This window comes from Luteimonas sp. WGS1318, from assembly GCF_043187535.1.
GTDB lineage: Bacteria > Pseudomonadota > Gammaproteobacteria > Xanthomonadales > Xanthomonadaceae > Luteimonas.
Genome location: NZ_CP171131.1, coordinates 2,281,522 through 2,300,681, shown reverse-complemented (window position 1 = coordinate 2,300,681; position 19,160 = coordinate 2,281,522). Strand labels below are relative to the sequence as shown.

The window sequence follows — 19,160 nt, the reverse complement described above, 5'->3', positions numbered from 1 at the left end:
GACGTTGCGGCGTGCGATGCGGAATCAGCCTGTACGCGGCGGGAGGATCTGCTGCGTGGCCTGGCACAGCACGAACAGCCGGCCGTCCTCGCTGCGCGCTTCGGCGGCAAGGTGCAGCACGTTGCGCGTGCGGGCGACCAGCCGCGCCTCGCAGACGAGATAGGCGTCAGCCGGGGTGACCGGCCGCAGATACTGGGTGTTGAGCGTCGCGGTGACGCTGGGCGGCGCGATCAGATACGAGAACGGACCGAGCGTGTTGTCCAGCGCGGCGACGACGAAGCCGCCCTGCATGTTGCCCATCGGATTGCGATAGCGGGGCAGCACCGGAAAGCGCAGCGACATGCGCATGCCGTCTTCGTACTCGAGAAACTCGCCCTGCATGTCGAGCAGGCACGGCGGCGGCAGCATGGCGTGCATGGCCGCCGGCGCATTCGCGCGGATCAGATCGTTGATGGTGTCGCCAGTGATGGCCATGGGACTTCCGTGTGGAGCGATGGGTGTCGGCGCGCACTCGCGCGCGATGCAGCTTTCCTGCAATGCCCATCGCGCGCAAGCGCGCTCCTACCGGAATCCGCGCATCCAAGAACGAGCACGGGGCCCGAAGGCCCCGTGCGTCAACGCAAATGGATGTGCCTGCGATCAGCGACCGCCGCCACCGCGCGGGCCGCGATTGCCGCCACCCGGCGGACGTCCGCCAGGCCCACGATTGCCGCCTGGACCACCGGGGCCACGCGCGCCGGGGCCGCCCGGACCCTTCGGGCCACGGTTGCCGCCGCCCGGACGCGGACCGCGCGGACCGGCATTGGGATTGAAGCTGCCCGGATTGGCGTGGTCAGAGGGGAAGCTCGGTGCGCTGTCGGGATGGCCGTAGGGCGCACGCGGGCGACCTTGGCCGCCACCGCCACCGCCACCACCACCGGCGGAACGCGAGGCCCACGGGCCCTGTCCGCCGCCGCCACCGCCCGGCCCACGCGGCCCACCGCCGCCTGCGCCGCGCGGACCCTGTCCACCGCCACCAGGACCACCCGGGCCACGCTTCTTCGCGCCCCCCGGGCCACCGGCGCCGCCGTAGGGCTTCTTCGGGCCGCGGCCGTCGGCATTGCGATGGCCGCTCGGGCCGGTTTCCACACCGTCCGGCACGTACCAGGTGCGGAACGCCGCCGGATTGCCCTCGGGCAGACCGCGCGCGCCCTTGTCGGCACGCTGCTTGAAGGGTTTCTGCGACTGCTTGGCCGCGGCGTCACCACTGACCGTCAGGCCGCCGTGTGCCTTGCGCGGGCCACCACGGCCACGGCCGCGGTCCTCGCGGACGTTGTCGAAGCGACGCAGCTCGCGGCCTTCGTCGGCGCCACTGTTGTGGCCGTTGACATAGGCCTTGCCGGTGCCGCCCTTGCCCAGATGCACGGTCGACTTCGCGGCTTTGCGCTGGCCGATCACCGGCTGCAGCGTCAGCGCGGGCGGCGGCCCTTGCTCGAGCTTGAGTTCGGTGCGCAGGCTCTCGACCTGGGCCTCGGGCAGTTCCTGCGACTGGCCGCGCAGCAGCGGCTGCGGAAGCACGACGTTGCCGTAGCGCACGCGCTTGAGTCGGCTCACCTGGCAGCCCTGCGATTCCCACAGGCGGCGCACTTCGCGGTTGCGGCCCTCTTTCAGCAGCACCTGGTACCAGTCGTGCGAATCGGTGCCGCCGATGCGTTCGATCTCGTCGAATTTCGCCGGGCCGTCCTCCAGCGCGACGCCGCGCTTGAGGCGATCGACGATCTTGTCCGACACCGTGTCCTCGCCTTCGGGCGCGCGCACACGGCAGACGTACTCGCGCTCGACCTCGTAGGAGGGATGCATCATCGCGTTGGCGAGCTCACCGTCGGTGGTCAGCAGCAGCAGGCCGGTGGTGTTGATGTCGAGGCGGCCGATCGCGATCCAGCGCGCACCCTTGAGCGCGGGCAGGGCATCGAAGATGGTCGGCCGGCCTTCGGGATCCTCACGCGTGGTGACCTCGCCCTCGGGCTTGTTGTAGATCAGCACGCGCGCCGGTTCTGTCAGTGCGCTGGCGACGAACACCTTGCCGTCGAGCTCGACCCGGTCGCCGCCCTTGATCGACATGCCGGTCAGTGCGGCTTCGCCGTTGACCTTGACCAGGCCGTCGGCGATGCGCTGCTCGAGCGCGCGGCGCGAGCCGAGGCCGGCCTGGGCCAGCACCTTGTGCAGGCGCTCTTCGAGCTTGGGGGCGGCGTCCACGGCCGGCGCCTCGCCGCGCTTGAGCGACAGCGGCGAACGGGTGGGCTTGTCGGGGGAATTGCGATGTTGCGTCATGAAGTACTCCGGTCGCTGTCGCCGTCTGCGGCGAGGGCGTTGTGTGGTTCGGGATCCTGGGCGCCGGCATCGGCGTCCGTGTCGGGGTGAAGCGGGGTGGCGTCGTCATCACTGACGGCGCCGGGGTCGTGATCGGGTGGCGGCGCGTCTGCGTCCGGGGGTGCGTCGCCGTCGCTGCCGTGCGCGGCGGCGTCGGTGTCTGCCGTCTCCGCATCGTGTGCGGCGATGCCGCCCACCGTGCGGTCGTCGGGATCGCCGTCGTCCGGGTCACGGATGTCGGCACCGGTCAGGCGCAGTTGGGGATCGAGCTCGGCGAAATCCTTGAGCTCCGACAGCGGCGGCAACTCGTCGAGACGCTTGAGCCCGAAATAATCGAGGAAGCCCTTGGTCGTGCCCAGCAGTTCCGGGCGGCCCGGCATGTCGCGGTGGCCGACGACGCGGATCCACTCGCGCTCTTCCAGCGCCTTGATGATGTTGCTGTTGGTCGCCACGCCGCGGACCTGTTCGATCTCGCCACGCGTGATCGGCTGGCGGTAGGCGATCAGCGCGAGCGTTTCCAGCGTGGCGCGCGTGTAGCGGGTCTGCCGCTCGGTCCACAGCCGGCTCACCCACACGTGCACGTCGCTGCGCACCTGGTAGCGCCAGCCCGAGGCCAGCTCGACCAGTTCGACGCCGCGTTCGGCGCAGGCGGCCTGCAACTCGTCGAGCGCCTGACGGATGCTGCCGTCGGGCGCAGGCTCGTCCAGCGTGAACAGCGCGCCGAGCTGGGCCACACTGAGCGGCTGCGACGAGGCGAGCAGGGCGGCCTCGACGATGCGATTGATGAAGGTCTGGTCCATCGGGGGTTCGGGCTCGGGACTCAGGAAGTGAAAGGTGTACGGGTCATGGCGATTCGGGCACGTCGTCGTCGAATTCGCTCGAGAACGCGCTGGGCGGCGCGCCGCCGTCGGCATCGGCCAACGACTTGATGTAGATCGGCGCCAGCGGCGCTTCCTGCACGATGTCGAGCAGGCGCTCCTTGGTGAGCTCCAGCACCGACAGGAAGGTCACCACCACGCCGAGGCGGCCTTCCTCCGGATCGAACAGCGTCTCGAACCGATGGAAATGCCCGCCGGCAAGCCGGGTCAGCACCTCGCCCATGCGCTGGCGCACGCTCAGTGCGTCGCGCCGGATCGCATGGCCGGTGAACAGCTCGGCGCGCTTGAGCACGTCGTGCAGCGCCAGCAGCATCTCGCGCAGGTCCACCGGCGGCGGCTCGCGTGCGACGTCGTGCTCCGGCAGTGCGGCCTGTGCCGGCGCGGTGTCGCGGTCCTGTCGCGGCAGGCGGTCGATGTCCTCGGCGGCCTGCTTGAAGCGTTCGTACTCCTGCAGCCGGCGCACCAGCTCGGCGCGCGGGTCGCCGTCCTCGTCCTCGTCCATGGCCGGACGCGGCAGCAGCATCCGCGACTTGATCTCGGCCAGGATCGCGGCCATCACCAGATATTCGGCGGCCAGCTCGAAGCGCAGCTCCTGCATCACGCCGATGTAGTCCACGTACTGCCGGGTGATGTCGGCGACCGGGATATCGAGGATGTCCAGGTTCTGCCGGCGGATCAGGTACAGCAGCAGGTCGAGCGGGCCCTCGAAGGCCTCCAGGATGACTTCCAGTGCGTCCGGCGGGATGTACAGGTCCTGGGGGATCTGCAGCACCGGCTGACCATGCACCAGCGCCAGGCGCATCTCCTGCTGCTGCGGCGAAAGCGCGGCAGGAAGCGCCGGCGCGCTGGCGTCGGAGGCGGACTGGCTCATTCGGGTCGCGGCCGCACGGGCACGCTCGGGAACGGGATCACGGATGGGACATCACTGCTGACTGGGCATGACGACGGGACGGCGGGCGCGGGGCACGGGTCCGGATCGGTGCGCGGCACGGGCCGGCGCGGAAACGGCGGATATTGCGGGACGTCTTCGGCCGGATGCCATACACGACACGCGACTGCAATTGCAGCGCGGAGATCGGAAGACGTCGGACCGGGCCGGTGGGGTGACCGCGGAGCGGATGGCGCTGGGTGCGCACCGCTGCGGAAAACTGGCCGGAATGCTGTGGCACAGGGTACGCGCAGCGCCGGGGCTGTGTCCAGCATCGGCCGCGTCGCGTTCCAGCACCGTGATCGGCCTACACTTGCCGCCGATTTTTTTTAATGAGGCGCAACGCATGTGGTACGCGATCGAAGGACACGACGGGGCCGACGTGCTCGACCGGCGCCTGGCCGCACGGGCGGCGCATCTCGAACGCCTGCTGGCGCTGCGCGACGCCGGCAGGCTGCTGCTCGCCGGTCCGTGTCCGGCGATCGATGCCGAGGATCCGGGCGCCGCCGGTTTCACCGGCAGCATCGTGATCGCCGAATTCCCGTCGCTGGACGAGGCGCGCGCCTGGGCCGATGCCGATCCTTACGTCGCGGCCGGCGTGTACGTGCGCGTCGACGTGCGGCCGTTCCGCCCCGTGCTTCCCTGACACGCGTCGCCACGTGACGGTCGTTGGAGGGCAGCCACGCTGCGGAAGCGCCGCATGCGCGAGCCCGATCGCGCGCTCGGCATGTCGTCACGCCCCGCCTTGATGCTGCGACGCAGCACGAAGCAATGTGACGCAAAGTTTGCAGATGTGACCTGGAAACGCTTACATTCGCGCCGTTCGCTGTCGTGCGGAGTGATTGAATGGGTGTGACCATCAAGGATGTCGCGAAGGCCGCCGGCGTGTCGGTCGCGACCGTGTCGCGTGCCCTCAATGGTCACCAGAACGTCGCCGAAGGCGTCCGCACCCGGGTGCTCGAAGCTGCGGCTGAGCTGCGCTACAGCCCGCACCACGCGGCGCGCAGCCTGAGCAGCCGGCGCACCCAGACCGTCGGCGTCGTGTTGCCTGATCTGCATGGCGAATTCTTTTCCGAACTGATGCGCGGCATCGACCAGGTTGCTCGCACACGCGGCCTGCATGTGCTGGTCTCCAGCTACCACGGCAACCCGGTGGAGCAGGGCGCTGCCCTGCGCGCGATGCGCGGTCGGGTGGACGGCCTGCTGCTGCTGTCGCCCTACGTGCACGACGCCGATTTCCTGTCGCAGAACGTCGACGCCAGCCTGCCGCTGGTGCTGATGAACTCCGCCGGCCCCGTGGAGCGGATGTCGATCGGCATCGACAACTACGGCGGTGCGCGCGACATGGTGCGGCATCTGGTGGACGCCGGGCACCGGCGCATCGCGTTTCTTTGTGGGCCGGACGACAACGACGACGCGCGCGAGCGCCTGCGCGGCTATCGCGACGGTCTGGCCGCCGCCGATGCCGGGCTCGAACCCTGGGAGTTGCCGGGGCGTTTCGACGAGGACTCCGGTCACCAGGCCGGGCAGGCCTTGCTCGCGATGGACGATCGCCCGGACGCCGTATTCGCGGCGAACGACACGATGGCGATCGGCTGCGTATACGCGCTCGGGCGTGGCGGCGTGCGCACGCCAGACGACATCGCCGTCGTCGGTTTCGACGATATTCCGCTTGCACGCTACGTTCACCCCGCGCTAACGACGATGCGCGTCGACATCGCTGAACTGGGGGCCCGCGCGCTGCGTGTGCTGCTCGATTCCGATGCCGGAAGCGACACGACACCGGGGCGTACCCGGGGATTGCAACCGGCGCTGGTGGTCCGCGATTCCTGCGGTGCCGCCCGCGCACACGGGCCTCGACCGCCCGGCTGAGACGACACGTACGACACCTGGAGCCTTGGGAGGGGATCTGGATGAGGATTGAAGAGCCGGGCGTCGTGCGCGTGTCGTACGTGCGGCCGCCCTGTGATGCCGAGGTGTCTGGACGCGCCGTGCGCAGCGTCCGCCGCATCCGCGGCGATGGCACCCCCCGTTTGCATGTCGCGTCCGCGTCGCCCTCCGGCGATCCGGCTCGCGTCCACCTTGATTTCCGGCGTCACTCCGATTCCGGGCCTGCATCGCAGGCTCGACCGGCACGCCGTGCGCAGCAGGATGCCGCGCCGTTCGACCGGCCCGTTCTTCCACCGTCATTCCGATTCCAGTGAGAGCACCCATGACGTATTCCCCGTTGCGTACCCGCCCGCTGCCACGCTCGTTGCTGAGTGTCGCCCTGGGTGCCTGCATCGTCTTCGCCGCGCCCGTCGCGCTGGCCCAGTCCACGGCCGCGACGATCCGCGGCCAGGTCATGGTCGACTCCGCGCCGGCGACCGACGCGCGCGTGACCGCGATCAACACCGCGACCGGCCTGAGCCGCAGCGTCGGCGTCAGCGCCAACGGCAACTACAACCTCGCCGGCCTGCCGCCGGGCACCTATCGCCTGCAGGTGGAGGCCAACGGGCAGAGCACCTCGCAGACCGTGACCGTGGCGGTGGGCCAGACCGCGACGCTGAATCTCGGCGTCGGCGGCGTGGCTGAAAGCGCGCCGGCGGGCGAGGCGACGGATCTCGACGCGGTTCGGGTAACGACCGCAGCGCTGGTGGAAACGCGTACGTCGGAGATCGCGACCTACGTGTCGCCCAAGCAGATCGAAGCGCTGCCGCAGAGCTCGCGCAATTTCCTCGCGTTCGCCGACACCGTGCCCGGCATGGTGTTCGTCAACTCGCCCAACGGCTCGGAGGCACAGCTGCGCAGCGGTGCGCAGGGCTCGAGCAACATCAACGTGTTCATCGATGGGGTGGGCCAGAAGAACTACGTGACGCCCGGCGGCATCACGGGACAGGACGACAGCCGCGGCAACCCGTTCCCGCAGTCGGCGATCGGCGAGTACAAGGTCATCACCTCGAACTACAAGGCCGAATACGACCAGATCAGCAGCGCCGCGGTCACCGCGGTGACGCGCTCGGGTACCAACGAGTTCTCCGGCAGCTTTTTCTGGGATCGCACGTCAGACGAATGGCGTGCGTCCACGCTCCAGGAGCTCGATGCCGGTGAAAAGTCGCCGGAAGTCACGGAACAGTACGGCGCCACGCTGGGTGGTCCGATCATCCGCGATGTGCTGCACTTTTTCGTGGCCTACGAGGCCAAGGATTTCATCGTGCCGCAGTTCGTGCGCCCGCCCGCGGTGTTCGACGCGTCGCAGCTGCCCGCTGACCTGCAGGCCTTCTACGGCCCCACCAGCAGCCCGTTCAACCAGGACGTGTATTTCGGCAAGCTCAGCTTCCAGCCCGGTGACGCCAACCTGTTCGAATTGAGCACGCGTATCCGCAAGGAGAGCTCGCTCAGCGGTATCGGTGGCATCAATACCGATACCTTCGGCACTGATCTGATCAACGACGAAACGCGCGTCAACCTGCGCTACCAGTTCTCGTCCGAGCGCTGGCTCAACGATGCGCAGATCACGTTCGAGGACGCGTCCTACAATCCCGTGCCGATTCTTGCCGGCCCCGGCCAGCGCTACACGATCGTCGATCCCAACAATCCGGCCAACCTGACGCTCGGTGTGCTCAACGTGGGCGGTGGCCCGAATTTCCAGGACAAGGGACAGAAAGGCCTGGGCTTCCAGAACGATCTGACGTTCTTCGGGTTCGAAGGCCACACGATCAAGATGGGCGTCAAATACAAGGAGGTCGAGCTGCGCGCCTTCCAGCAGTCGCCGCCGTTCCCGCAGTACTTCTACGACGTCAACGAAAGCCTGACCCAGCCGTACCGGGTCGAGTACACCACCCCGCGCAGCGGCCGCGATCCGTTCGTGCAGTCCGACAACCAGCAGTTCGGCATCTACATCCAGGACGACTGGGAGGTCAACGACAAGCTGACCTTGAACCTCGGCCTGCGCTGGGATTACGAGAAGAGCCCGTCGTACCTCGACTACCGGGTCAATGACGATCTCGCGGCCGCATTGCGCGGCTGGACCAATATCCAGAACACCGATTACGACATCGAGGATTTCATCAGTTCGGGCAGCAACCGCAAGGCATTCAAGGGTGCCTGGCAACCGCGTATCGGGTTCTCCTACGACCTGCTCGCCGACCAGCGCCACGTGATCTTCGGCGGCGCAGGCCGTGCCTACGACCGCAACCTGTTCGACATCATGGCGCGCGAGTTCTACGGCGGCGCGTTCACGACGTACCAGATCAACTTCCCAACCGCCCTGCATCCGTGTACGGGCAGCAACTGTCTCGGCTTCGATCCTGCGCTGCTGACGCCCGAAGGGCTGGCCGCCTATGCCGCAGCGAATCCGACCGCGGGCGGGGAGGTCAACCTGATCAACAACGACCTCAAGACCCCGTATTCTGACCAGTTCAGCCTCGGCATGCGCAACGTGATCACCCTGGGCGAGCAGGACTGGAACACGTCGGTGACGCTGGCCCATATCCGCAGCCGGGACGGCATCTATTTCCGCCTCGGCAACCGTTACGAGGACGGGCGCTTCCACAACAATCCGGGTGCGACCTACGGCGGTGCGCCGTTCGGTCAGCCGATTCCCGGCTACGGCTCGCTGATCCTTGGCGACAACGGCATCAACTACAACCTCAACTCGTTGCTGGTCTCGCTCGACAAGCCGTATACCGAAGATTCCGGATGGGGCTTGAATCTGGCCTACACGTACAGCGATGCCAAAGAGAACCGGCCGGATGCTTCCGAGGGTGAGACCTACATCTTCGACTACCCGCGCATCGGCACGGAATACTTCATTTCCACCGGCGTGCCACGGCACCGCGTCGTGCTGTCGGGCATCTACGACCTGGGCTGGGACGTGACCTTCAGCGGCAAGCTCACGGTGTCGACGCACCGGCCACGCAACGCGACTAACTGTAACGACGCCGCCTCCGGTGATTTCTGCTTCTACGATCCGTTCATCCCGAACGGCAGCATCGGCTTCAAGCAGTTCGACATGGCGCTGGAGAAGCGTTTCGATACCGGCACCGATCTCGGTTTCAAGGTGCGCGCGGACGTGCTCAACGCGTTCAACTGGCGCAACTACAACCAGTTCGAAGGCTTCCGGGGCGATCCGGGTGATCCGCAGAACCCCCGTTTTGCCGGTCGCAACGGCAACGAGATCCTGCTGCCGACGCGTACGTTCAAGCTGTCGTTCGGCATCGACTGGTAACACCCCCGACACTGCCGGCCCCCGCACGGGCGCCGGCAGTTTTATACTGTCCACTGAAAACGATTTCAGCGCGAGGTTTCCGTCACGATGCACTCCCGTCTGCGTGCCGCCCAGTTCCTGATCCTTACCGCGCTCGTCGCGCTGCTCATGGCCGGTTGTGGCCGCCAGGAGCCGGCCGAGCCCGCCGTGCCGGCACCGACACCGGGCCCGATCGCGCAGGTGCCCGAGCCCGAGCCCGAACCGGAAGAGACGGGGCCACCCGAACTGCCGCCGCTGTTCGCCGACATCGAGCGCCGCACGTTCCAGTTCTTCTGGGATACGACCAACGAGGTCAACGGCCTGACACCTGACCGCTTTCCGTCGCGTCCGTTTTCCAGCGTCGCGGCCGTGGGCTACGCGCTGACCGCGTATCCGATCGGCATCGAGCGCGGCTGGGTCAGCCGCACCCAGGCGGTGGACCGCACGCTGACCACGCTGCGCTTCTTCCGCGACGTGCGCATGGGGCCGCAGGCCACCGGCACCGGTGGCCACCAGGGCTTCTTCTATCACTTCGTCGACATGGACAACGGCCACCGCTACGAGCCGTGGGTGGAACTGTCGAGCGTCGATACCGGCTTGATGATGATGGGCGTGCTGTTCGCGCAGTCGTACTACGACCGTGACGATCCGCGCGAGGCCGAGATCCGCACGATCGCCGAGCAGCTGTACCGCAACGTGCGCTGGCCGTTCCTGCAGCAGCGCAAGCCGCTGATCTCGATGGGGTGGTATCCCGAGAGCGGCTTCATCGAACACGACTGGACCGGCTACGACGAAGCCATGCTGGTCTACATCCTGGCCCTGGGCTCGCCCTCGCACCCGGTCGAGCCCGACGCCTGGGAAGTCTGGACGCGCACGTACGACCGCTCGTGGGGCGTGTTCCGTGGCCAGGAATACCTGAGCTTCGCGCCGCACTTCGGTCACCAGTACACCCACGTGTGGGTGGATTTCCGCGGCATCCGTGACGACTATATGCGCCGCCGCGGTATCGACTACTTCGAGAACAGCCGGCGCGCGACCTACGCCCAGCGCCAGTACGCGATCGACAACCCGATGGGCTGGAAGGAGTACGGCGAGAACGTCTGGGGCCTGACCGCCAGCGACGGGCCGCAGCGTACCTCGCAGGACTACAACGGCGAACAGCGCGAGTTCCGGCACTACAGTGCGCGCGGCGCGGGCCTCGATGTCGCGTTCGACGATGGCACGATCGCGCCGACGGCGGCTGTCGCCTCGATCGCGTTCGCACCGGAACTGGTGATTCCGGCCACCGAGGAGATGCACCGCCGTTACGGGGATTTCCTGTACTCGAGCTACGGCTTCCTCGACGCGTTCAATCCCAGCTTCACCTACGAGGACGTGCCGCTGAAGACCGGTCGCCTGATCCCCGGCCGCGGCTGGGTGGCCAGCGACTACATCGCGATCGACCAGGGCCCGATCCTCGCGATGATCGCGAACTACCGGAACAACTTCGTCTGGGACGTGATGAAGAAGAACGAGCACATCCGCCGCGGTCTGGAACGCGCCGGTTTCACCGGCGGCTGGCTCGCCGGCGAGGACGAAGCGCAGGATTCGGGCCCGGCGGATGTCGATGGGGCCACCGCGCGTTCGATGGGCATCGCCGAATCGCGCGCGGCGAGCCAGACCCGCGACGACGATGCGCGTGCACCGGCCCCCGCGCCGGCCCGGGCGTCCGATCCGGTGCCGGTGGAGTGAACCGGTGACGGCAGCCCGTCCGCGTCGAGGTGCCCGCCGCGTCATCGCGACGGCGCGCCTCGTGTGCGTGGTGCTGGCGTTGCTGATACTGGGCGCTTGCGCGCGCCGTGACGACGAGACGGTCATCCGCTTCTGGGCGATGGGCCGCGAGGCCGAGGTGGTCGCGGAACTGGTGCGCGAGTTCGAAGACGACAACCCGAGGATCCGTGTCGAGATCCAGCAGATCCCGTGGACCTCGGCCCACGAAAAACTGCTGACCGCGTTCGCAGCCGATGCCTTGCCCGACATCTGTCAGCTCGGCAACACCTGGGTGCCGGAGTTCGCGGTGCTGGGCGCGCTGGAACCGGTGCAGTCGCGCGTCGATGCGTCGGCGGTGATCGACGAAGCGGATTATTTTCCGGGCATCTGGCGCACCAACGTCGTCGACGGCACGCTGCTCGGCGTGCCGTGGTACGTCGACACGCGCCTGATCTTCTACCGGCGCGACATCCTCGCCGCGGCAGGCGTCGAGACGCTGCCGACGACGTGGGCGGAATGGGAGGCCGCGATGGCCGCGGTCAAGCAGCACGTCGGGCCATCGCGCTACGCGGTGATGCTGCCGCTCAACGAGTTCGAGCAACTGCTGTCGTTCGGCCTGCAGGCGGGCGATCCGCTGCTGCGCGACGACGACGGCCGCGGCAATTTCACCAGCCCCGGTTTCCGTCGCGCGCTGGGGTTCTACACCAACATGTTCGAGAAGGACTGGGCGCCGCGCATGTCCGAAACCCAGATCTCCAACGTCTGGGATGAATTCGGCCGGGGTTTCTTCTCGTTCTACGTGTCCGGCCCCTGGAACATCCGCGAGTTCCGCAACCGCATGCCGGCCGAGCTGCAGGACCAGTGGGGCACCGCGCCGCTGCCCGGGCCCGACGGCCCCGGCGCGGGCATCGCCGGCGGCACGTCGCTGGTGATGTTCCGCGACTCGCCCAACAAGGACGCGAGCTGGAAGCTGATGGAGTTCCTGTCGCGTCCCGACATCCAGCAGCGCTTCCACGCGATGATCGGCAACCTGCCGCCGCGGCGCAGCACCTGGGGATTTCCGCAGCTGCGCGAGGATCCGTATGCGCAGGCGTTCCGCGACCAGCTCGAGCGCGTGCAGCCGACCCCGCAGGTGCTGGAGTGGGAGCGCATCGTGCAGGAAGTGCGCCTGATGAGCGAGCGGGTGGTGCGCGGCGGTATGCCGCAGGACCAGGCCTTGCGCGAACTCGACGCGCGCGTCGACACGCTGCTGGAGAAGCGGCGCTGGGTACGCGAACAGGAAGACGCGGCGATTCCGGCAGGCGCGCGCGCGGACGGCGCCGCCGGCACGACGCCAGCGCGCCCCAGTGCGCGCCCACAGGGGAATGCCGCCCATGCGCACTAGCACCGCCGGCTGGATCTTCGCCGGCCCGGCCTTGATCGTGCTGGGCGTGTTCTTCGCGATTCCGGTCGCGTCGGCACTGTTGCTGAGCCTCACGGATTTCGATCTCTACGCGCTGGCCGACATGTCGAACCTGCGCTTCGTCGCACTCGGCAACTACATCGATCTGCTGCAGACGCCGCTGTTCTGGAAGTCGCTCGGCAACACGGCCTACTTCGTGGTCTTCGGCGTGCCGCTGTCGATCGCGGTGTCGCTGGGCGCGGCGCTGCTGCTCAATGCGAAGGTCGCGCGTTTCAAGGGCCTGTTCCGCACCGCGCTGTTCGCGCCGGTGGTGACCACGCTGGTCGCGGTCGCGGTGATCTGGCGCTATCTGTTCCATACCAGCTACGGCCTGGTGAACTGGGCGCTGGGTCACGTCGGCATCGCGCCGGTCGACTGGCTGGGCGATCCGGCCTGGGCGATGCCGACGATCATCCTGTTCGCGGTGTGGAAGAACTTCGGCTACAACATGGTGATCTTCATCGCCGGTCTCGCCGCGATCCCCGAGGACCTCTATGAGGCCGCGCGCATCGACGGCGCCTCGCGCTGGCAGCAGTTCCTCCACGTCACCTTGCCGATGCTCGGCCCGGTCCTGCTGGTGGTCGCGGTGATCACGGTCTCGGGCTACTTCCAGCTCTTCGCCGAGCCCTACGTCATGACCCGCGGCGATCCGCTGCAGAGCACGGTCAGCGTGCTGTATTTCATGTACGAGGAAGGCTTCATGTGGTGGAACCTCGGCCGCGCGTCGGCGGTGGCCTTCCTGCTGTTCCTGATCATCCTCGGCGTGACCACGTTGTTGCTGCGCGCCGGCCGGCGCCGGGAGATGGTATGAGCCGGGCCGCGGTCTCCATGCACGAGGTGGGTGCGTCGCGCGGGTCGGCGTGGGCGGTCAATGGCGCGCTGGTCCTGCTGGCGATCGTCGCGCTCGCGCCGCTCGCGTGGATGCTGTCGGTGTCCTTCATGCCGACCGGCGAGGCCAGCGGCTTTCCGCCGCCGTTGCTGCCGTCCGCGCTGACCTTCGACAACTACCAGCAGCTGTTCGCGCGGGCCGGCATGGGCCGGTACTTCGTCAACAGCCTGGTGGTCTCGGGCGCGATCACGCTCGGCGCGCTGCTGATCAACACGATGGCCGGTTATGCGTTCGCCAAGCTGCGCTTCCGCGGCCGCGAACGGCTGTTCCAGATCCTGCTCGGCGCCTTGGTGATTCCGGCCCAGGTCGCGATGCTGCCGCTGTTTCTCATGATGAAGGGCATGGGCCTGGTCAACAGCTTCGGCGCGGTGATCATTCCGGCGCTGGCGACGGTGTTCGGCATCTTCCTGGTGCGTCAGTACGCGCGTTCGATCCCCGACGAGCTGCTGGAAGCCGCGCGCATCGACGGCGCCGGCGAGCTGCGGATCTTCTTCCAGATCGTGCTGCCGATGCTCAAGCCGGTGCTGGTGACGCTGACCATCTTCACGTTCATGGCCGCGTGGAACGATTTCATGTGGCCGCTGATCGTGCTGACCGACCAGAGCAACTACACCCTGCCGGTGGCGATCGCCGCGTTGTCGCGCGAACACATCCAGGACGTCGAGATGATGATGGCCAGCGCCGTGGTCACGGTGATTCCGGTGCTGCTGCTGTTCATCGCATTGCAGCGCTACTACATCCAGGGACTGCTGCTGGGCAGCGTCAAGGGGTGAGGACGCGCGATTGCGGCCGCAAAGCGCGCGGGTGCCCACGCCATGGCGTGCAGCGCCCGTGCGAATGTAGGAGCGCGCTTGCGCGCGATGTGGCGTTCCCTGAGTAGCCCCATCGCGCGCGAGCGCGCTCCTACAGAAATCCAGAATCGAACCAAGGAGCCAACGCCCCGCATGAAGATTCTCGACACCCGCGCCACGCGCGCGCCTGCCGAACCCGACATGACGCTGGCTGGTGACGCCGCCGCGTCGCCCGACCGTCCCCGTCTCGCGCGCCTCGCCGGCATTGCCGCGCTCGTCGGCACGCTGGCCGCCTGCACCGTCTCGCCCACGCCGACGGGTGACGGCGCCGCGTCGGCGGGCGAGGGCGTCCGCGTTCTCGACGGCTTCGACGATCCGTCGCTGTGGCAGGTGGTCACCTCCAACCAGGTCAGCGGCGCACTGCGTGCGGTCGACGGCGTCGACGGCCCGGCGCTGTGCCTGGATTACGATTTCAACGGCGTGTCCGGCCACGTCGGCATCCAGCGCGAGCTGCCACTCGAATATCCCGAGAACTTCCGCTTCGGTTTTCAGCTGCGCGGCGAGTCGCCGGCCAACGACCTGCAGTTCAAGCTGGTCGACGCCAGCGGCGACAACGTCTGGTGGGTGAACCGGCCGAAGTACGACTACCCCGAAGACTGGACCCAGGTGCGCTATCGCACCCGACACATCGACAAGGCCTGGGGCCCGGATCCCGACAAGACGCTGCGTGCGAGCCAGAAGATCGAATTCACGATCTACAACAATGCCGGCGGCGCGGGCTCGGTCTGTTTCGATACGCTGACGTTCGAGGCGCTGCCGCCCGACGATACCTCGGCGTTGACGCTCGTCCCGTCGTCCGAAAGCACGCCTGACGGCGTGGCCAACGCGACCGACGGCAATGCGGACACCGCATGGACGACGGCCGTCGCCCCGCAGACGCTGGTGCTGGACCTCGGTTCGGTGCGCGAATTCGGCGGCCTGCGCCTGCAGTGGGCCGATGGTCGGGAGGCTTCGGCGTACGCGGTCTCGCTGTCGGACGACGGCGAGACGTGGCACGAGGTGCGCACGGTCATCGACGGCAATGGCTGCATCGACTGGCTGTCGTTGCCCGAGTCGGAAGCGCGATACATCGGCCTGGAGCTGCGCGAAGGGCCCGGCGACGGATTCGCACTGGCCGAAGTTGCCGCGCATCCGGTCGCCGTGTCGGAGCATCCCAACGACTTCATCAAGGCGGTCGCCGCCGAGCGCCCGCGTGGCCAGTTCCCGCGCGGCTTCAGCGGCGAGCAGCCGTACTGGACGATCCTCGGTCTCGACGGCGGCACGCAGCAGGGCCTGATCGGCGAGGACGGTGCGATCGAAGTCGCGGCCGGCGGGTTCTCGATCGAGCCCTTCGTGCGCGTCGACGACACGCTGGTGACATGGGCCGATGTCGAGGCCACGCAGTCGCTACAGGACGACTACCTGCCGATCCCCAGCGTCAATTGGCGCCACGATGCGCTGGCCTTGCGCGTGACCGGCTTCGCTCGCGGCACGCCGGAGACCTCGCAGCTGGTCGCACGCTACCGGCTGTCGAACACCGGCACGCAGGCACGCGACTACACGCTCGCGCTCGCGGTGCGGCCGCTGCAGGTCAATCCGCCGAGCCAGTTCCTCAACATCATCGGCGGGGTCAGCCCGTTGCGCGCGTTGTCGGTGACGCCGGACCGGGTCACCGTGGATGGCACGCCGCGCGTGTTCGCACGCGAGCCGGCGCAGGGGGCGTTCGCGACCACGTTCGATGCCGGCATGGAGATCCAGCACATCGCCGCTGGCCGTGTGCCGGCGACGGCCGAGGTCGACGATCCGCAGGCCTTCGCGTCCGGCGCGCTGCTCTACAGCGTGCGCCTGGAGCCCGGCCAGTCGCGCGAGTTCGACCTGCTGGTGCCGATGACCGGCGATGCGCCGGCGGCGGGCTGGAACCCGCAGGCCTGGCAGGATGCGGTGGCCAGCGAATGGCGCACGAAGCTGGGTGAGGTCGGTATCGAGGTGCCCGAGGCCGGCAAGGCGCTGGCGGACACGCTGCGCACCTCGCTCGCGCACATGCTGATCTCGCGCATCGGGCCGCGTCTGCAGCCGGGCACACGGTCCTACGCGCGCAGCTGGATCCGTGACGGCGCGATGATCTCCGAAGGCCTGCTGCGCATGGGCCGGCCGGAAGTCGTGAAGGAATACGTCGAGTGGTACGCGCCCTACCAGTTCGACAACGGCATGGTGCCGTGCTGCGTCGACGATCGCGGCAGCGATCCGGTTCCCGAGAACGACAGCCACGGCGAGCTGATCTTCAACATCGCCGAGTACTGGCGCTACACGAATGACGACGCGTTCCTCGCCGCGATGTGGCCGCATGTGCTCGGCGCGTTTGAATACATGGAAGTGCTGCGCGCCAGCGAGCGCACCGAGGAAAATCGTGCGGTCAACGCCGCCTTCTACGGCATGATGCCCGCGTCGATCAGCCACGAAGGCTATTCGGCCAAACCGATGCATTCGTACTGGGATAACTTCTGGGCGCTGCGCGGCTACAAGGACGCGGTCGAGGTCGCCGAGGCGCTGGGCAAGACCGGTGACATCGCGCGCATGACCGCCGCGCGCGACGAGTTCCGCGTGGATCTCGACGCCTCGCTGCGCGCGGCAGCGGACCTGCACGACATCGACTTCCTGCCGGGTGCGGCCGAACTCGGCGACTTCGATGCGACCTCGACGACGATCGCGCTGGCGCCCGGCGGCGAGCAGGGTCGCCTGCCCGAGCCGCTGCTCACCAATACCTTCGAGCGCTACTGGACCAAGTTCACCGATCGCCGCGACGGCCGCGAGCCGTGGAAGGACTACACGCCCTACGAGTGGCGCAACGTCGCGGCGTTCGTGCGCCTGGGCTGGCGCGAGCGTGCGAACGAGGTGCGCGAGTGGTTCTTCGACCACCGCGCACCGCTGGCGTGGAACCAGTGGGGCGAGGTGGTCACGCCGACACCGCGTACGCCGTTCTTCCTCGGCGACCTGCCGCATGCCTGGGTGGGCTCGGATTTCGTGCGCTCGGCGCTGGACATGTTCGCCTACGTGCGCGAAGTCGACGACAGCCTGGTGCTGGCGGCCGGTGTGCCGGCCGAATGGCTCGATGGCGAGGGCGTCGCGTTGCGCGGCATGCGCACGCCGCAGGGCTCGGTGGGCTACCGCCTGCGTCGCGACGGTGGCGCGCTGCTGCTCGACGTCGATGCCGGCAGTGGCCTCCCGCCGGGTGGGCTGGTGCTGCAGTGGCCCTATGCCAGCGTGCCGGGTGCGACGACGATCGATGGTCGTGCGGCGACGTGGAACGGCAACGAGCTGCGCATCGAACGCGCCGGCGCGCGCGTGCGGATCGAAGGCGCGGGTTGAGGGCGGGGAAGAAGCGCGCGCTCGCGCGTGCGGTTCGGCGTTCTCCGGAACGCCGCATCGCGCGCGGGCGGGCTTCTGCAGAGGGCCGGCCATCGGCACGCGTGCAGGCGTGGTGGCAGTCGCCGCCTGCAGGTGTCCGATGTGAACCGGCTCGTCCCAGAAGCGACGCCGCGGCGCCTGCCTGATGGCCCCCGGTTCACCATCGACGTCCGACAGACAAGCCCTGTAGGAGCGCCCTCGCGCGCGAGGGGTGTCATCGGGAACGCCGCATCGCGCGCAAGCGCGCTCCTACAAGGGGCGTCTCTTGGGATCCAAGGGTACCTTTAGACTCGGCTTACGGTCGCCTACGATCGCGGGACCAACCCGGTTTTCGTCGGAGGCGACATCGCGCCGCCTGTCTGATGGACGCGATGCATAACGCTGGCACCGTGTAGGCGCGCGCTAGCGCGCAAAGGCTGTCATCGGGAACGCCCCATCGCGCGCAAGCGCGCTCCTACGAGGGAGCGTCTCGTGAGAACGATGGGTACCTTCAGACGTGGCTGACGGGCACCTGCGACCGGCCCGGTTTTCGCAGGAGGCGATGTCGCATCGCCCTTCTGATGGACGCGATGTGTAGCGCTGACACCGTGTAGGAGCGCGCTCGCGCGCGAAAGGCGGTCATCGGGAACGCCCCATCGCGCGCAAGCGCGCTCCTACAAGGGGGCGTCTCGCGGGATCATGGCAGGCGGGCAGGCGGGCAGGCGGGCAGGCGGGCATCGCACGCAGGTGTGGACGGACGACGATGCCGTAGTCGTCCGTCGTCTCGCATGGAGCGTCGCCGAACGTCCGCGTCAGGCCGTTCGCACCTCACGCACGATCTGCGCCGCACGTGCCGCCGTCTCGCGCACGCGGGCCCAGTCGCCGGCGGCGATCCAGGCCTTGTCGAGCATCCACGAGCCACCGATGCACAGCACGTTCGGCTGCGCCAGGAACTCGGCCGCGTTCGATTCGGAAATGCCGCCGGTGGGGCAGAAGCGCATGTCGTGCAGCGGCCCGGCGAGACCCTTGAGCATCGCCAGGCCACCGACGGCGCTGGCCGGGAACAGCTTGCAGTTGCGGAAACCGCGCTCGCGCAGCGCCATGAATTCGGTCGGCGTGGCCGCGCCCGGCACGGCCGGAATCGACGCGTCCACCAGCGCATCGGCAAGCGCGGCCGGCGTGCCCGGCGTCACCAGGAAGTCGGCGCCGGCATCGGTGGAGGCGCGGATGTTCTCGGCGTTGAGGATGGTGCCCGCGCCGATGACGATGTCCGGGCGCTCGCGCTTGAGCATCGCCAGCGCATCGATCGCGACCGGCGTACGCAGTGTGAGTTCGAGCGTGTTCAAGCCGCCCTCGAGCAGCGCGTCGGCGATCGCGCGCGCTTCGTCGAGGGTGTGGACCGTGATCACCGGCAGCACGCCGGCGTTGCGCAGGAGGTCGGCGGCGTGCGCCTGGCGGTCCTGCACGGAAGCAGTCGAAGTCATC

12 protein-coding genes and 1 pseudogene are annotated in these 19,160 nt (G+C 68.2%); 8 read left to right on the top strand and 5 right to left on the bottom strand.

Annotated features, from left to right (window positions below; genetic code table 11):
• Positions 1-24: 24 nt before the first annotated feature.
• The 4 genes and pseudogenes from ACF3M1_RS10535 to ACF3M1_RS10520 form a co-directional block, all read right to left on the bottom strand.
• Positions 25-474 (bottom strand): PaaI family thioesterase, encoded by a 450-nt coding sequence (locus ACF3M1_RS10535; RefSeq protein ID WP_394000424.1) that lies wholly within the window; start codon positions 472-474, stop codon positions 25-27.
• Positions 475-639: 165 nt separating this feature from the next.
• Entirely contained in the window at positions 640-2,310 is a 1,671-nt protein-coding gene (locus ACF3M1_RS10530; protein WP_394000422.1) for a pseudouridine synthase, read from the bottom strand.
• A pseudogene (gene scpB / locus ACF3M1_RS10525) lies at positions 2,310-3,149 on the bottom strand (SMC-Scp complex subunit ScpB); the annotation flags it as partial. The gene ACF3M1_RS10530 and the pseudogene scpB, both read right to left, overlap by 1 nt.
• A 43-nt stretch (positions 3,150-3,192) precedes the next feature.
• The gene (locus ACF3M1_RS10520; protein WP_394000419.1) at positions 3,193-4,098 is read right to left on the bottom strand and encodes a segregation and condensation protein A; all 906 of its coding nucleotides are present in this window, start codon (positions 4,096-4,098) and stop codon (positions 3,193-3,195) included.
• Between the two features lie 403 nt (positions 4,099-4,501).
• Here ACF3M1_RS10520 and ACF3M1_RS10515 point away from each other — a divergent pair, with 403 nt between their 5' ends.
• From ACF3M1_RS10515 to ACF3M1_RS10480, 8 genes are all read left to right on the top strand, one after another.
• Complete coding sequence (locus ACF3M1_RS10515; protein ID WP_394005241.1) at positions 4,502-4,801, top strand: YciI family protein; 300 nt, start codon at positions 4,502-4,504, stop codon at positions 4,799-4,801.
• A 200-nt stretch (positions 4,802-5,001) separates the two neighbouring features.
• Positions 5,002-6,027 carry a LacI family DNA-binding transcriptional regulator gene (locus tag ACF3M1_RS10510; protein WP_394000417.1) on the top strand — a complete coding sequence of 342 codons (1,026 nt, stop codon included), beginning with the start codon at positions 5,002-5,004 and terminating at the stop codon, positions 6,025-6,027.
• Positions 6,028-6,367: 340 nt separating this feature from the next.
• On the top strand, positions 6,368-9,364 hold the full coding sequence (locus ACF3M1_RS10505) for a TonB-dependent receptor domain-containing protein (protein WP_394000416.1): 2,997 nt from the start codon (positions 6,368-6,370) through the stop codon (positions 9,362-9,364).
• 87 nt (positions 9,365-9,451) lie between these two features.
• Positions 9,452-11,113, top strand: coding sequence for a glucoamylase family protein (locus ACF3M1_RS10500; RefSeq protein WP_394000414.1), 1,662 nt, complete (start codon positions 9,452-9,454; stop codon positions 11,111-11,113).
• Between the two features lie 43 nt (positions 11,114-11,156).
• Entirely contained in the window at positions 11,157-12,515 is a 1,359-nt protein-coding gene (locus ACF3M1_RS10495) for a sugar ABC transporter substrate-binding protein (RefSeq protein ID WP_394005240.1), read from the top strand.
• Entirely contained in the window at positions 12,505-13,383 is an 879-nt protein-coding gene (locus tag ACF3M1_RS10490; RefSeq protein WP_394000412.1) for a carbohydrate ABC transporter permease, read from the top strand. The genes ACF3M1_RS10495 and ACF3M1_RS10490 overlap by 11 nt, the downstream gene beginning before the upstream one ends.
• Before the next feature lie 17 nt (positions 13,384-13,400).
• Positions 13,401-14,234: a carbohydrate ABC transporter permease gene (locus ACF3M1_RS10485; protein ID WP_394005239.1), complete on the top strand. Its 834-nt coding sequence runs from the start codon at positions 13,401-13,403 to the stop codon at positions 14,232-14,234.
• 171 nt (positions 14,235-14,405) lie between these two features.
• Entirely contained in the window at positions 14,406-17,657 is a 3,252-nt protein-coding gene (locus tag ACF3M1_RS10480) for a discoidin domain-containing protein (protein ID WP_394000410.1), read from the top strand.
• Between the two features lie 830 nt (positions 17,658-18,487).
• Here the strand turns inward: ACF3M1_RS10480 and ACF3M1_RS10475 are convergent.
• Entirely contained in the window at positions 18,488-19,159 is a 672-nt protein-coding gene (locus ACF3M1_RS10475) for a bifunctional 4-hydroxy-2-oxoglutarate aldolase/2-dehydro-3-deoxy-phosphogluconate aldolase (RefSeq protein WP_394000408.1), read from the bottom strand.
• Position 19,160 lies beyond the last annotated feature (1 nt).

What these genes read in the sequence shown, in the direction of transcription:
- ACF3M1_RS10535 (WP_394000424.1), bottom strand. Translation starts at nt 474, where the DNA reads ATGGCCATCACTGGCGACACCATCAACGATCTGATCCGCGCGAATGCG.
- ACF3M1_RS10530 (WP_394000422.1), bottom strand. Translation starts at nt 2,310, where the DNA reads ATGACGCAACATCGCAATTCCCCCGACAAGCCCACCCGTTCGCCGCTG.
- ACF3M1_RS10520 (WP_394000419.1), bottom strand. Translation starts at nt 4,098, where the DNA reads ATGAGCCAGTCCGCCTCCGACGCCAGCGCGCCGGCGCTTCCTGCCGCG.
- ACF3M1_RS10515 (WP_394005241.1), top strand. Translation starts at nt 4,502, where the DNA reads ATGTGGTACGCGATCGAAGGACACGACGGGGCCGACGTGCTCGACCGG.
- ACF3M1_RS10510 (WP_394000417.1), top strand. Translation starts at nt 5,002, where the DNA reads ATGGGTGTGACCATCAAGGATGTCGCGAAGGCCGCCGGCGTGTCGGTC.
- ACF3M1_RS10505 (WP_394000416.1), top strand. Translation starts at nt 6,368, where the DNA reads ATGACGTATTCCCCGTTGCGTACCCGCCCGCTGCCACGCTCGTTGCTG.
- ACF3M1_RS10500 (WP_394000414.1), top strand. Translation starts at nt 9,452, where the DNA reads ATGCACTCCCGTCTGCGTGCCGCCCAGTTCCTGATCCTTACCGCGCTC.
- ACF3M1_RS10490 (WP_394000412.1), top strand. Translation starts at nt 12,505, where the DNA reads ATGCGCACTAGCACCGCCGGCTGGATCTTCGCCGGCCCGGCCTTGATC.
- ACF3M1_RS10485 (WP_394005239.1), top strand. Translation starts at nt 13,401, where the DNA reads ATGCACGAGGTGGGTGCGTCGCGCGGGTCGGCGTGGGCGGTCAATGGC.
- ACF3M1_RS10480 (WP_394000410.1), top strand. Translation starts at nt 14,406, where the DNA reads ATGAAGATTCTCGACACCCGCGCCACGCGCGCGCCTGCCGAACCCGAC.
- ACF3M1_RS10475 (WP_394000408.1), bottom strand. Translation starts at nt 19,159, where the DNA reads ATGACTTCGACTGCTTCCGTGCAGGACCGCCAGGCGCACGCCGCCGAC.